The sequence below is a fragment of the Gottfriedia sp. NPDC056225 genome (assembly GCF_042267765.1).
Lineage (GTDB): Bacteria > Bacillota > Bacilli > Bacillales > Bacillaceae_G > Gottfriedia.
In genome coordinates, this window is sequence record NZ_JBHJTJ010000023.1 from 1 (window position 1) to 13,615 (window position 13,615).

Consider the following 13,615-nt stretch of genomic DNA (forward strand, 5'->3'; position numbering starts at 1 on the left):
GACAAGTTGCGTACTATAGACACTTTTCTTTAAGTAGTTAACGGGAATTTCTTGATTATTTAATTCACGCTCCATATCGTTTCCTCACAGCCCCAATTTATTTCTTAACTCCTGTTCCCATGAAAGTATCCCTGTATTTTCAATTTGCTCACGATCATTTAAACAATAATCTTTAAATGATAAACCACAAATATTACAGCAGTTAGTTGGTTTATTATTTAAAATTTCATCAAAAAAAGAAAGATATTTTTCTCGATAACATGTTGTGGAAGAAAGAAAATCAATCATCGTTTTCAGCTTAAAATATTTTACTTTTTTCCTTTCGTTAATTAATTCTTTAATTGATTCATAAAGCTCAGAATTAAATTGATCTTTATACAAGTTTTCGTCTACAATTACTTTATTTTTGACCATTTCAGCATAGAACACTGTCCACTGAATTTCACTAAATTGAAAAACTGTTTTCCAATTTAATAATAAATTCTCATTCAATTTTATCGGATTATCTTCTAATTTTCTTAAATACGATATAAATGACTCAACTTGATTTATTGAAAGTATTTCGTCATCAATTAGTCTTAATGGTAATTCGTGGTCTTCTTCGGCTACAAGTAAAATTGCTATACTAGGCTCACCAGCACGACCAGCACGACCTATTTCTTGAAGATAATTTTCAATATTCGTCGGATATTGATAATGAATCACAAATCTTACATCCGGTTTATTTATTCCCATTCCAAAAGCACTTGTACATACAATTATATCAATTTGATTTTTAATAAATTGTTGTTGGATTAAGATTCTTTGTTCATGCTCCATCCCACCATGGTAATATGCAACTTTACTATTCAACTTTTCTTTTATGGTATGTGAAATTTTTTCACATGTAGATCTTGTTCCGCAATAAACAATCCCTGGACCTCTTAATTTAGAAAGATAATCCGTTAATTTATCGATTTTTTGAATTTCTGAATCCACTTGATCAACTTGAATTGCAATATTTTCTCTATTAACTGAGTTAATATACTTGCGTACATGTTTTAAATCTAATGTTTCGATTATTTCTTCACGGACATTTTCACTAGCAGTTGCTGTTAATGCTAAAACTGTCGGATTGTTTAATTTCTTCTTTATTTCCCCTAAAGTTTTATATTCCGGTCTAAAATCGTTCCCCCATTGAGAAATACAATGTGCCTCATCAATAACAAATAATGATATTTTATGTGCTGAGAGCTTTTGAATTAAAAATTGATTTTGTAGCATTTCAGGCGAAACAAAAATAAATTTATAGCTACTTATATTATTTAATAAATATTTTTTTTGATCAAAACTTCTAAAACTATTTAACGCAATGACTCGCTTATCTCCAAAGGCCTTTAATTGTTCGACTTGGTCCTCCATTAGTGAAAGTAGTGGCGAAACGATCACAACAATTCCAGGTAAAAGTAGCCCAGTTAATTGATACAACAATGACTTTCCACCACCTGTTGGAAGCATCGCTAATACATCATTTGAGTTTAATAAGTCTTGAACGATTTCTTTTTGATTATTCCTAAAGGCCTGATAACCAAATTTTTCGAATAAAACTTTATTTAGGTCCATGTAAATCACCCATTCTTGCAAGTGTTATGCGAATTTGAAAATAGGATACTTCATTTAATAAAGCTTCTTTAATCATTTTTAATTTCCTTGTATTGAGCTCAATAATTTTATTTTTTATGAGACTATATTGAATTGGCGTAATAAATTGTTCAATTGGAAATAACTCGTCACTTAATACACACTCTACGATATGATCCTCAATTGTACTAAGCTTTAAATTACGAATAGATGCTATTTCTTGAATTGTTTTTCCCTCTGTAAATAGACGCTTTGTCTCAATCGAAGTATTTGTTATATTTGTACTTTTTTCACCTTGAACAAATTTACTTAGAAAAGGATAATCAAGTTTATTTTCAATTAAAATAGTGAGAATTTGGTGCAATATGTTGATTGATTTAATATAAATCGTCTCGACACTTTCATTATTTTCAGATGCTGTTTGTTCTAGTGTCATTCCATAAGCATTAGCTCCCGATAAACGCTTAACAAATAGTAAAGCATCATCATCACTTAAATTCATTAAAGCCTTATGTAAGTCTTCATAAAAACAATTAACTAATTCCGTTTTTTTACCACCAAAATTTAGAATCACATTTTTTACCCATTCTTGGATATCATAATCTTGATTAACAGCTCTAAAATACTTTTGATTCATATTTAAGTTAGAAATTGTTTGAAAGAACAATGAAAATCTTTTCCAAAAAATTTTTTGAATACTAGAAAACCTTAGTCCATTTATAAATGTGAATTCTTTGAACTGTAAATTTTGATTTTCTATATAAGCTAGCCCATTTTTATTTAATAAATATGTATTTTTATGTTCAGATATTTTTATATACCCTATATTTTCTAAACCATTTATTATGTTTTGCATAGTCTGTTGAGTAAGGAATGGAAATAGGCCGAAAAATGATGTTACATTGTAAAAATGAGAATCTTGAATAATTTGAGCACTTTGTTTGCCTTTTAATAAATATAAAATACCTTGAACAGTTCGCTCGCCATTATATCGATGAATTAAAAAAAGTATGATTTCTTCCAATATTGATCGTTTAAACATTGTAAACCTCACGAATATAATTATTAACAATAATATATTTGAATATTTTTTCAAATAATAAATAGTAGTACAAAAATATTTGTGCATTTTTTTTAAATAGTTATTATTTCTTCTAGCTTATCATATGTATCAACAACCGAACCATTTTTTATGTATAAAAATCATTATTTATTTTATTTGAGATTTCATCATTTCTCGTTTTTTTCAAAACCTTGTACAATTATATTGAAAAGTTTTGGAAACCGTTTTAAAATGTTTACAGGTACATTACAAAAAAAAGTATCTGTAACAAAAACAGGGAATAATTTGGGAGGTCAATACAATGGCAAAATATACAATCGTTGATAAAGACACTTGTATCGCATGTGGCGCATGTGGCGCTGCTGCACCTGATATCTATGACTATGATGATGAAGGGATCGCATACGTTACTCTAGATGATAACCAAGGAATCGTTGAAATTCCAGACGTTTTAGTTGATGACATGATGGATGCATTCGAAGGTTGCCCAACAGATTCAATCAAAGTTGCTGACGAATCTTTCGATGGCGACGCTTTAAAATTCGAATAGTAAAAACTGCGACGAATTAATTTCGTCGCTTTTTTTATTTAACAATTTAATGATAAAGCATAAATCCGAAGACTTAGGACGGTATGCTTTAATAGATATTAGCTCACATAAGGTTCAAAAAACAAAAAGTGTCTACTAAATTTAGTAGACACTTTAATTTATTTATACGTTATGAACGTTCATTCTTTGAGTTAACCAAACCTTTAATTTAGGGTATAATACTAAGATTATCACCATAATTAAAATTCCTTTTAACAAGTTAAATGGCATAATTGAAACAACAATGACTTTATTTGGTAGTGGATAATGCATGAAATGTGCATATGCAGGTAATAACACAAAATAATTTAAAATACTTAAAACTATAGTCATTGCGATCGTACCTACAATTAATCCTATCGTTAATCCTTTTATAGTGCGATATTTACGAAAGAAATACGAAGCAGGTAAAATATATACTAAACCTGCGATAAAGTTAGCTAATTCACCAAGTCCAACTGTCGTAGTACCTTTAATCGCAATATGAAGAATGTTTTTTATTAACACTACACCAATGCCAGCAAATGGACCAAAAACGATTGCACCAATTAAAGCTGGTACCTCACTAAAATCAAGTTTTAGCCAATCTGGAAAAATTGGAATTGGGAATTCGATCAACATTAGTAGATATGAAATACTACTAAGCATTGCTACGATCACCATTATATTTACTTTGTTACGTTGTTGCATTTACCTCTCTCCTTTTTCCCGATCTTATCAAGAAAAATGAAAGGTTCGCTTAAGCAGCATACTATTTGCAAATAGCATTATAAGTTCAAATCAAAATAAGAAAACTATTTTAAATTATGCAAATAAAATAAAATCCCCTATTTATAGAAATAGGGGAGAATTTTCAGCACGCCAAATAAGCGTTCAAAAAGATAAATTTTTTGAACTTGCGAACCTCCATCTTCTCCCATCCAGACTATACTGTCGGCTCTAGAATCGCACTAGATCCTGCCCAAAAATCAGGCTCGCGGGCTTATAAGCAATGCTTAATTACCGCCGGTGGGGAATCTCACCCCGCCCCGAAGATAGATCGTATATTAATTTACATTTTTAATGTTACTAAATTAAATACAGTTTGTAAATAAAAAAAACTACCTATTCAATTAGAGCATTTCTTAGGTTTTCTTGGCAAAAATTTACTAATATATAATCGTTTTGATCATGTGCATATACCAAAAGTACAATTGTTGTAAAAATTGCTTTAAACTGCGCAAGTTTCTTTGAAGCTTCTGACACTTTACCATAAATTTCATAAAAAGACTCTCTCTGATCAAACGGAATTAGACTATATACAATTGATAAATCTAACTCACATTTTCCGATATGAGCGTCACCCCAATCAATTATTCCTTTAAGTTGGTTTTGTTCATTTACGATAATATTTTTAAAATGTAAGTCCCCGTGAACAAGCACTAATGATGTCTCACTATGAATTTCAACTAAGTTTTCAATATAATGGTTAATTTTCTGTTCATCTACAATTAATTTGTTCCGTATTGCTTGTTGAACATATTTTTCTAGTTGAGGCTTTCGAAAGTTAATATCTAATCTCCTCAGCTCATCGTAAGGTAGTTCAATTTTCACTAATTCATTTAAATTAATTGAGTGTAACTGTTTTAAGAAGATTGCGAGTGGTTCGATCATTGCTATTCTTTCTTTTCTATTCAATCGAGTTGGAGGCTTTCCCAAAATATAGTTATAACCTAAATATGGCCAAGGAAATAGTTTTGAAGGCTTACCATCAAGTACTGGCACGGTTGTATTCATTTCAAATCGATTATGTATTACCGGGAGTAGATTTTTTTCTACGTTTAAGATCGTTACTGCAATTTTTCTGCGTGGAAATCTAAGTAAGATTTCATTGTTTAAGCTAAAAACAGTATTATCAAATCCTTCTCCTATTTTTTTAATTTCTTTTATAGTAATTCTAGGGAATTGCTCTTTTACTATTTCTTTCACTAACCCTTCATTCATTACAATTGCTGGATCCCATATGTTAGACATTTCTTTCTCCTTAACATCAAAAATAGAACTTCACATTATAAATGTACTTTACCAGATTTAATAGCAAATTACATTTATATTTGAAGTTCTAAAAACAATCAATAACTTATTAAACTTTAAGGATTTGAAACCATTTTTAATTCGTGAAAGTTTTTATCTAAAACTACTTCCTTTAATTTCTCTCGATTTCCTCCAATAAACAATAGACCAATCGTTAATACAAACACAACTATCAAAAAACATCTTCTAAGAAAATCAAACATTGTATCATTTTCCTCCTACCCATGAAATTTGGTTTTCTGACCAGCCCTGTGCATTAGTAGACGATTACTAAGAAAGTTTTTTTAACTTTATAAAGAAAATTTTGTGTTATGATAGCCTGATCCTCTTTTTTTGACATTTAACATGAACTTTCATTCAGATCCTTTAACTCTTCTATATGTATAAGAAACTCGGATTACTAGACAAATTAAAATGCTAAAAGATACACTGAATCATTCTATGATTGAAATAAACGATTTATACAAAAAAGTAGCGATTGTTTTGAAAAATTCTACTAAACAATCGCTACCTTTTTATTTATTTTTTATCTGTTCGAAATACAATTGCTCCACGTTCGTATTCTACATCCTTAATCGTTAAACGTGTATTTATTAACCTAGCTAGCGCAAAGAAGTAGTCAGATAGTCGATTCAAATACAAAAATACTGGTAAGTGTATGTTTTCTTGTTTCATCAATGTAACGACTGTTCGTTCTGCACGTCTAGTAACTGCTCTTGCTTGATGGATGATCGCAGCAGGTTTTGATCCACCAGGTAAAATAAATCGTTGTAATGGTGGTGTTGCTTCCATATACTCATCGATTAAAGTTTCTAGTTCTTCAACCATTTTCTCAGTCGTTTTAAAAGGTATACTATCCTTAACGACTGCTAAGTCTCCACCGCAATCAAATAATTCATGTTGTATTTTTTGTAGTGCATTGTATAAATCTCTTGTATCTTCATGATCTAAATAAGTCATTGCGTACCCAACGATTGTATTTACTTCATCAATTGTACCGTAAGACTCAACTCTTAAATCATCTTTATCAACTCGTTTACCTACTAAACTCGTTTGACCTTTATCCCCAGTTTTTGTATAAATTTTCATGAAAAACCTCTCCTTTTTTCAATATAAATTTAAGTTAAATTACATTACTCTTATATATAATGACTTTTTTATTTGTTTCAGGGTTATCTAAAATTTGAAAAGAAGTATCATATAAGCCTTTTAATATGTCTTCAGTTAAAACTGAGTTTGTTTTTCCCTCAATATAAATCTTACCGTCTTTTAAACCTAATAGTCGATCACAATAAAGACTTGCTAAATTTAAATCATGGAAGACGGTTACAACCGTTTTATTCTCATTTTTTTGTAATTCCTTTAACATGTCCAAAATTTTAATTGTATGCATCAAGTCTAAATGGTTACTTGGTTCATCTAAAAAAATGTATGGGGTATCTTGTGCAAAGCATTGGGCAAGAAATACTCTTTGCCTTTCACCACCGCTAATTTCATTGATTAAGCTCTTCTCCATCTTCTTAGTACCTGTCATTGACATTGCGCTTCTAACGGCTGTTTCGTCATGATCTGTCCAACTAGGAAAAAAAGAAGAAGAGTGGGCTAGTCGCCCTAATTTCACGGTTTCTTTTACCTCATATGAAAATGTATAGGAATTTTGTTGAGACAACACAGCAATCTTTTTAGCTATTTGTTTATTAGACATACTAGAAACTAATTCTCCATCTAACTTAACATTTCCTTTAGAAGGTTTAAAAAGTCCACATAGAATATTTAAAAATGTAGACTTCCCACTTCCGTTAGGTCCAATAATTCCTAGCCATTCTCCTTGATTGATCGAATAGGTGAGTCCATCCAAATCTGTATGAATTCCATCATATGAATATGAGATATTTTGACTTTTAATCATACTTTTCCTCTATTTCTTTTCAGTGATAGTAATATAAACGCAAACATAGGAGCACCTATTAAGGAAGTAATTACTCCAATTGGTAATTCTCGAGGCGCGAGTACTACTCTCGATAAAATATCGGAACCTATTAAAAATATGGCTCCATTTATCATTGATAATGGCAGTAATTTTTTATGTAGTGGACCGACAAGCTGTCTAGTAAAATGCGGAACAACTAACCCTACAAACCCAATTGTTCCAGATACCGCTACAGCTGCACCAGATAAAATACTTCCTGTTAGCAAAATTAAATAAGTAGATTTTTTCACATCGATACCAATATTCTTTGCATTTGTGCTACCAAATGTCATCGCATCTAGATGTCTATTTTGACTAAATAAAATCAAAAATGAAACAATTAAAAATGGTAGTAAACTTAAAGAATACTGAATACCTCTACTTCCAATATTCCCCATTAACCAGCCAATAACTGCACGTAATTCATTATTCGAAAATGTAATAAATAATGATAACAATGCCGAACAAAATGAACTGATTATGATTCCACCTAATATGATTGTTTCGACATTTAAAGAGCGATCTAATTTTCTTACAAATAATAATAGGATTAATAGTGTACCAAACCCAAATAAAATGCTAACTACCGGTAAAGTAAAGTAAGTAACAATTGGTAAACTTATTTGAAAAAATAAAACAAACACTGCTCCTACAGATGCGCCCGAAGAAACACCTAATGTAAATGGATCGGCTAATGGATTTTTAAGTATACCTTGAAACGCGACTCCAGCTAATGAAAGACACGCTCCTACTAATCCAGCTAACAAAACCCTTGGCACACGGATATTCATAACAATTGTTTGAATATCTGCTGGAACATAATTAGTTTTAAATATAGCATCCGAAAAGCTAGAAATGATAGAAGAAAAGGGAATCGATGTAGAACCAATCGAAACCCCTAAAATAAATAGAAAAATTAATAAAATAATTGGAAAGATAAAGATTAAATATGTATTATTTAAAAAGCTCTGGGTAAACCGCCTTTGCAATTGCTTCGACTCCCTCTGCAAGTCTTGGACCTGGTCTAGATGTTGTATCTGCATTAATATCATATACTCGTTTATTTTTGATTGCGCTTACTGTTTGCCAGTTCTTTCTAGCTATAATCGTTTTTTCTAGGTTTGGAGTAAAATCACCATAAGTCGTTAAAATAACGTCTGGGTTTGCTTTTATTGCTGATTCCTCACTGTACTGTACCCAACCTTTTTGATTTTCAGCTATATTTTTAGCATGAATAATCGAAATCATTTCATCTAGAAAAGTGCCTTTGCCTGCTGTATATATTTCTGGTGGACCTGAAATTTCAAGCCAAACCTTTGGATTTGTACTTGCTTTAGCTGTTTTTTTGCTAATTTCATCTAATTTTGTTTTCATTCCACTTACTACTTTTTTAGATTGCTTAGTTTTACCGGTGATTTCTCCAACTTGTAAAATTGTATCATAGACATCATTAATAGTTGCAGCGTTTTTAACGACAAACACATTGATTCCTGCTTGTTTTAATTGCTCTAAGCCATCAGCAGAAATTCCTAAACTTGATTCATGAGCTAATACTAAATCAGGCTTTAGTGAAATAATTTTTTCAACATTGTAAGTCATGTCAGCATTGTTTCCGCCAACTTTATCAATGTTTTTTACTTCCTTTGGATAATTATCAAAATCTGTTACTCCAACGACCTCTTTCCCTTCTCCAATAGAGTAAAGGATTTCTGTGTTACTTGGAATTAGTGAAACGATTCTTTTAGGCGCTTCTTTTAACGTAACTTCTTTTTTCGTAGCATCTTTAACCGTCATTGGAAAAGTAGCTTGTTCATTTGTACCTACATTCGATTTTTTTTGTGTCGTATCATTAGTACAACCAAATAAACCTAAACACAATATAATCATGATAAAACTAGCTAAAAACTTCTTCATTTGAATCCTCCTAAAATTTTGGAAAGCATAAAAAAACCCCATTCATTATGAACGGGGCTGAAACAACATACATATACAAGAAGTCTTGCAACTGCTGCTTCAAACTCTTACTCCCCGAAGAATTGAACAAGGATGACTTTAGCAGGTCTACTGACTTTGCTTCAACCTACTCCGTCCTTCCCATTCTTTTCGAACAGTGGATAGCCGTTTCGTCCACATTACAGTTGCGGGGACAGTTCTGGATTGTAACCAGATTCCCTTTTAAGCAATATTTGCACTAAACTCATCAATATTTCATTAATTCAATCGTAAGATATATCGAGTAAGAATTCAATTATTTTATTTAGAATTTGTTGTGTAAAATACTATATTTCAATTATTTTCCTCAGGTAAGAATAGTCCAAACATAACTTTATTTAACTTGAAGTTTAGAAACTAAAATCTCAGGAAAAATGTTTTATATGAAACAAGATTACTCTACATCTTTTTCGTTCATTCGTAAATCATGAGGGATTTTCACTTTAAATGTCGTTCCATGTCCAATCTCACTTGAAACCTTGATTGATCCACCATGCGCATTGACAATATTTTTAACAATTGCTAACCCTAAACCAGTACCGCTCCTACCTCTAGTACGAGCTTTATCGGCCTTATAAAAACGTTCAAACACAAATGGTAAATCTTCACTTGAAATCCCTGCACCCGAATCAATGAATCTAAATATTGTCGATGTTTCATTTTGACTTACAGATACAATTATTCTGCCATTTTCATTTGTATGTCTAATAGCATTATCAATTAAATTAGTAAAAACTTGCTCCATACGATCTTCATCGATATATACATCTACATGTGGAACATTATCGATTTCACCAAATAGCTTAATATTTTTTTCTTTTGCTAGCCCTTTGAACTTACGTAAAATTCGATCTACAAATTGAATCAATGGGACATGATCTCGATTCAATTCAGTAAAACCATTTTCCATTCTTGCTAAATCTAACAAATCATTTACTAATCTACCCATTCGAAGTGACTCATCATAAATAATTTGTGACAACTCTTGCATTTCTTCTTTAGATTCTGCTACACCATCTACAATCGCTTCGCTATAGCCCTGTAGTAAAGAAATAGGAGTACGTAACTCATGAGAGACATGAGCTATAAAATCCTTTCTCATCTTCTCCAAACGCCTTTGTTCTGTCACATCTCGGATTACAGCTACAACGCCTCTTATATTTGTCTGATTATAAAGTGGCGACATTAAAACTTGCCAATTACCTTGATCAAAATTTAATTCAATAAATTGCTTTTTCTCACTTACAACAACTAATTCAAATAAATCTAGTAATTCCTTTGTTAAAACGAGTGACGAGGTTTCTTCTTCAAAATAATCATCATTAAGCATTTTTAAAAAGCGTTCTGCCGGTGGATTTGTTGTGATAATTCGTCCTTCATTATCGATTGAAATAACACCATCTACCATACTTGTAATTATATTAGAAACCTTTTCTTTTTCTTGCTTTAATGCATTCATATTAAAATTTAACTGTTTACTCATTTTATTAAATGAGTAAGCTAACTCTCCAATTTCATCACTTGAATGGATTGGCACTTTCACATTAAAATTACCCGAAGTCATACTACCCACAACTTCTTTCATCTTTCTTAACGGTGCTGTAATTTTTGATGAAAGGAAAAAAGAGAAAAATGTTGTTAATACGATTCCAATTGATGCAGCGAGCAAAACAAAATTAGTTGTTTGGTGAATCATTACTTTAACAGGTTGCAATGTTTGGTAAACAAATACAGCTCCATTTTTTGCATTAGCATTTAACGGCACACCAACAACTAATTTTTCCCTTTCACTATTTTCACCGTAGACTAGTCTTTTACTAACCTCTTTATCTTTAGTTAGTGTTTGGTCTAATACATCATCATTTTGTATTTCTTTAAAAGGTAAATCTTGTATTCCATATGTATTGTTTGAATACCACGGTTTCTGACCATCAATCGAAATAATTACTCTTGAATACCTACTCACAATATTATTTGATAAATATTCAATATTTGAAATTGGTTGGCCATTTTCTATTAATTGTGCAATTTTCGAAGCGTCATCTTTCATATTTTGGACTTGAAGGTCAATATAAAATTTTTCAAAAAAACCTATTAAGACAAATGTCAGAAAGGATAACACAAGGGATACTAATAATATAATTGTAAGCCAAAGCTTTCCAACTAAACTTCTTAGAATCATTACTCCTGACCTACTTCAAATTTGTAACCCACGCCCCATACTGTGACAATCATTTTTGCAGCATCTTCAGAGCTCTTACTTAATTTTTCTCGAAGTCGTTTGACATGTGTATCAACTGTTCGTAAATCCCCAAAAAAATCGTACTGCCATACAGATTTTAACAATGTTTCTCGATCAAATACTTTCTCAGGTGATTTCGCTAAAAATAACAATAACTCATATTCTTTTGGCGTTAAGCTTATATCTTCACCTGCCACAATTACTTTATGAGCATCATTATCGATCGTTAAATGCGGAAACACTACTATATCTTTTGCAGAAGTATTATCTGAAGTAAACACCGGTACTGGAGAAGCACGTCTTAATAGAGCCTTTACTCGAAGTACTACTTCACGTGGGCTAAAAGGTTTAACGATATAGTCATCCGTACCAACTTCAAAACCTTGAACACGATTTGTTTCTTCACCTTTAGCCGTTAGCATGATGACTGGCGTTGTTTTAGTTTTTCGTAATTCCCTACAAACTTCAACTCCATCAATTTTTGGCATCATTAAATCTAGTACAATCAATGAATATTCATTTTTTAATGCTAAATTTAAAGCATCTTCACCATTATCAGCTTCATCAATACTATATCCATCACGTTCCAAATACATTTTCAATAATCGTCTAATACGATCTTCATCATCTGCTATTAATATTTTTATATTTTGTTCCATGCATATAACCCCCTCTTCATAATTTTACATAATAAAAATCGTATATTCTAGTACAATTTGTGAACATTTTTACATAATTCTTAATTTATTATTTCCATAAATTAGTGAAAAAATCCAGAATCAAACAGCGAAGACCTTAAGAAATTGTTTATTAAACTTTCTTTTCTTAACGTAGAAAAACCCCCGCCATGGAAAAATTAATTTCCTTTACGGGGGTTTTTAGCACATCTTTTTATTATGCGTATGAGTGTAAACCTGCAATGATTAAGTTAACTGCAATCAAGTTAAACATAATAATCGCAAATCCGATAACAGCTAGCCATGCAGATTTTTCCCCTTGCCAATTTCGTTTAAAACGAAGATGTAGGAAAACTGCATAGAATAACCAAGTTATTAATGCCCAGTCTTCTTTTGGATCCCAACTCCATAATTTCGTCCAAGCAATTTGAGCCCAAATCATGGCAAAGATTAGTCCACCAAGAGTGAATACTGGAAAACCAATCGCAACAGCACGATATCCAATTTCATCTAATAATTCACTATCTACCTTCTGAACAAAAGGCTGTAAAAATGCTCCAATTCGTTTTCTAAGGATTAAACGAATAATTGCATATAATGCTGCACCTGCAAAGATTGACCAAATTACTGTGTTCAATTTTTTAGCATTCACCATAGCTGGCACTTCTGCAAGAGCTTCAAATTTACCTTCTGTTTTTAATTCACCTTTATGAGGTCCTACTAGTGAAGGTAGATTATAAACCATTTCTTCTTGAACTTTATCTTTATTGATCCAAGTATACTTTGCTTCGTAGCCTGATGCAGAAAATGCCGTTGAAATAACGATAAAACCAACAACAGTTACTAAGAAGTATAAAACAGCTTCTAACCAAAATGTTTTCTTATTTGAAACTTTTTGATTGATATTTTTAATTAAATAAATTAGACCTGTAATAAAACTAATAGCTAAAATAGCTTCTCCTAATGCCGCAGTCGTTACATGAATGTATAACCAATAACTTTTTAAAGAAGGAACTAATGGCTTAACTTCATGTGGAAATACTGTTGCATAAGCAATGATAATAATCGACAATGGTAATGCGAAAAGTCCGATTATATTTAAGCGATACATGAAATAAATCATAATAAACGCAAAAATCAACATCATCCCAAAGAATGTAATAAATTCAAATAGATTACTAACAGGTGCATGTCCTGCTGCAATCCATCTAGTAACAAAATAAGTAAGTTGTGATAAAAATCCAATAATCGTTACAGAAATACCAATAGTACCCCATTTATTAGGACCATTATCATTTGTTTTCATCGAGCCGCCAAAAAAGAAAGTAGCTACAATATAACAAATAAACGCGGTAAATAAAAAATTACTACTTAGCTCGTACATATTTTC

The 13,615-nt window shown here is 31.2% G+C and carries 13 protein-coding genes and 2 riboswitches; of the genes, 1 reads left to right on the forward strand and 12 read right to left on the reverse strand.

Annotated elements, in window-relative coordinates; genetic code table 11:
* Positions 1-84 precede the first annotated feature (84 nt).
* Positions 85-1,602: a RecQ family ATP-dependent DNA helicase gene (locus ACFCYN_RS15175; protein ID WP_375950194.1), complete on the reverse strand. Its 1,518-nt coding sequence runs from the start codon at positions 1,600-1,602 to the stop codon at positions 85-87.
* Positions 1,589-2,662: a YpbB family protein gene (locus ACFCYN_RS15180; RefSeq protein ID WP_375950196.1), complete on the reverse strand. Its 1,074-nt coding sequence runs from the start codon at positions 2,660-2,662 to the stop codon at positions 1,589-1,591. The genes ACFCYN_RS15175 and ACFCYN_RS15180 overlap by 14 nt, the downstream gene beginning before the upstream one ends.
* Positions 2,663-2,984: 322 nt before the next feature.
* On the opposite strand from ACFCYN_RS15180, the gene ACFCYN_RS15185 reads away from it, so the two are divergent.
* Positions 2,985-3,233 (forward strand): ferredoxin, encoded by a 249-nt coding sequence (locus tag ACFCYN_RS15185; RefSeq protein WP_056466764.1) that lies wholly within the window; start codon positions 2,985-2,987, stop codon positions 3,231-3,233.
* A 162-nt stretch (positions 3,234-3,395) separates the two neighbouring features.
* Here the strand turns inward: ACFCYN_RS15185 and ACFCYN_RS15190 are convergent, their stop codons facing one another.
* The 10 genes from ACFCYN_RS15190 to ccsB form a co-directional block, all read right to left on the reverse strand.
* Positions 3,396-3,962 (reverse strand): ECF transporter S component, encoded by a 567-nt coding sequence (locus ACFCYN_RS15190; RefSeq protein WP_172444098.1) that lies wholly within the window; start codon positions 3,960-3,962, stop codon positions 3,396-3,398.
* Positions 3,963-4,176: 214 nt separating this feature from the next.
* Positions 4,177-4,312: riboswitch (FMN riboswitch) on the reverse strand.
* 64 nt (positions 4,313-4,376) lie between these two features.
* Positions 4,377-5,285, reverse strand: coding sequence for a phosphotransferase (locus tag ACFCYN_RS15195; RefSeq protein ID WP_375950199.1), 909 nt, complete (start codon positions 5,283-5,285; stop codon positions 4,377-4,379).
* Positions 5,286-5,401: 116 nt separating this feature from the next.
* Positions 5,402-5,548, reverse strand: a complete 147-nt coding sequence (locus ACFCYN_RS15200) for a hypothetical protein (RefSeq protein WP_172444096.1) — start codon at positions 5,546-5,548, stop codon at positions 5,402-5,404.
* A 316-nt stretch (positions 5,549-5,864) separates the two neighbouring features.
* Positions 5,865-6,434, reverse strand: a complete 570-nt coding sequence (locus tag ACFCYN_RS15205) for a cob(I)yrinic acid a,c-diamide adenosyltransferase (RefSeq protein WP_098170908.1) — start codon at positions 6,432-6,434, stop codon at positions 5,865-5,867.
* A gap of 34 nt (positions 6,435-6,468) precedes the next feature.
* On the reverse strand, positions 6,469-7,254 hold the full coding sequence (locus tag ACFCYN_RS15210) for an ABC transporter ATP-binding protein (RefSeq protein ID WP_375950200.1): 786 nt from the start codon (positions 7,252-7,254) through the stop codon (positions 6,469-6,471).
* Positions 7,251-8,303, reverse strand: coding sequence for a FecCD family ABC transporter permease (locus ACFCYN_RS15215; protein WP_375950202.1), 1,053 nt, complete (start codon positions 8,301-8,303; stop codon positions 7,251-7,253). Before ACFCYN_RS15215 ends, ACFCYN_RS15210 begins: the two co-directional genes overlap by 4 nt.
* Positions 8,269-9,228 carry an ABC transporter substrate-binding protein gene (locus ACFCYN_RS15220; protein ID WP_172444093.1) on the reverse strand — a complete coding sequence of 320 codons (960 nt, stop codon included), beginning with the start codon at positions 9,226-9,228 and terminating at the stop codon, positions 8,269-8,271. Before ACFCYN_RS15220 ends, ACFCYN_RS15215 begins: the two co-directional genes overlap by 35 nt.
* A gap of 123 nt (positions 9,229-9,351) precedes the next feature.
* Positions 9,352-9,525: riboswitch (cobalamin riboswitch) on the reverse strand.
* A 175-nt stretch (positions 9,526-9,700) separates the two neighbouring features.
* Positions 9,701-11,488, reverse strand: a complete 1,788-nt coding sequence (locus ACFCYN_RS15225) for an ATP-binding protein (RefSeq protein WP_172444092.1) — start codon at positions 11,486-11,488, stop codon at positions 9,701-9,703.
* Positions 11,488-12,207, reverse strand: coding sequence for a response regulator transcription factor (locus ACFCYN_RS15230; protein WP_098121009.1), 720 nt, complete (start codon positions 12,205-12,207; stop codon positions 11,488-11,490). The genes ACFCYN_RS15225 and ACFCYN_RS15230 overlap by 1 nt, the downstream gene beginning before the upstream one ends.
* A gap of 235 nt (positions 12,208-12,442) precedes the next feature.
* On the reverse strand, positions 12,443-13,609 hold the full coding sequence (gene ccsB / locus ACFCYN_RS15235; RefSeq protein WP_172444091.1) for a c-type cytochrome biogenesis protein CcsB: 1,167 nt from the start codon (positions 13,607-13,609) through the stop codon (positions 12,443-12,445).
* Between the last annotated feature and the right edge of the window lie 6 nt (positions 13,610-13,615).

What these genes read in the sequence shown, in the direction of transcription:
- ACFCYN_RS15175 (WP_375950194.1), bottom strand. Translation starts at nt 1,602, where the DNA reads ATGGACCTAAATAAAGTTTTATTCGAAAAATTTGGTTATCAGGCCTTT.
- ACFCYN_RS15180 (WP_375950196.1), bottom strand. Translation starts at nt 2,662, where the DNA reads ATGTTTAAACGATCAATATTGGAAGAAATCATACTTTTTTTAATTCAT.
- ACFCYN_RS15185 (WP_056466764.1), top strand. Translation starts at nt 2,985, where the DNA reads ATGGCAAAATATACAATCGTTGATAAAGACACTTGTATCGCATGTGGC.
- ACFCYN_RS15190 (WP_172444098.1), bottom strand. Translation starts at nt 3,962, where the DNA reads ATGCAACAACGTAACAAAGTAAATATAATGGTGATCGTAGCAATGCTT.
- ACFCYN_RS15195 (WP_375950199.1), bottom strand. Translation starts at nt 5,285, where the DNA reads ATGTCTAACATATGGGATCCAGCAATTGTAATGAATGAAGGGTTAGTG.
- ACFCYN_RS15200 (WP_172444096.1), bottom strand. Translation starts at nt 5,548, where the DNA reads ATGTTTGATTTTCTTAGAAGATGTTTTTTGATAGTTGTGTTTGTATTA.
- ACFCYN_RS15205 (WP_098170908.1), bottom strand. Translation starts at nt 6,434, where the DNA reads ATGAAAATTTATACAAAAACTGGGGATAAAGGTCAAACGAGTTTAGTA.
- ACFCYN_RS15210 (WP_375950200.1), bottom strand. Translation starts at nt 7,254, where the DNA reads ATGATTAAAAGTCAAAATATCTCATATTCATATGATGGAATTCATACA.
- ACFCYN_RS15220 (WP_172444093.1), bottom strand. Translation starts at nt 9,228, where the DNA reads ATGAAGAAGTTTTTAGCTAGTTTTATCATGATTATATTGTGTTTAGGT.
- ACFCYN_RS15225 (WP_172444092.1), bottom strand. Translation starts at nt 11,488, where the DNA reads ATGATTCTAAGAAGTTTAGTTGGAAAGCTTTGGCTTACAATTATATTA.
- ACFCYN_RS15230 (WP_098121009.1), bottom strand. Translation starts at nt 12,207, where the DNA reads ATGGAACAAAATATAAAAATATTAATAGCAGATGATGAAGATCGTATT.
- ccsB (WP_172444091.1), bottom strand. Translation starts at nt 13,609, where the DNA reads ATGTACGAGCTAAGTAGTAATTTTTTATTTACCGCGTTTATTTGTTAT.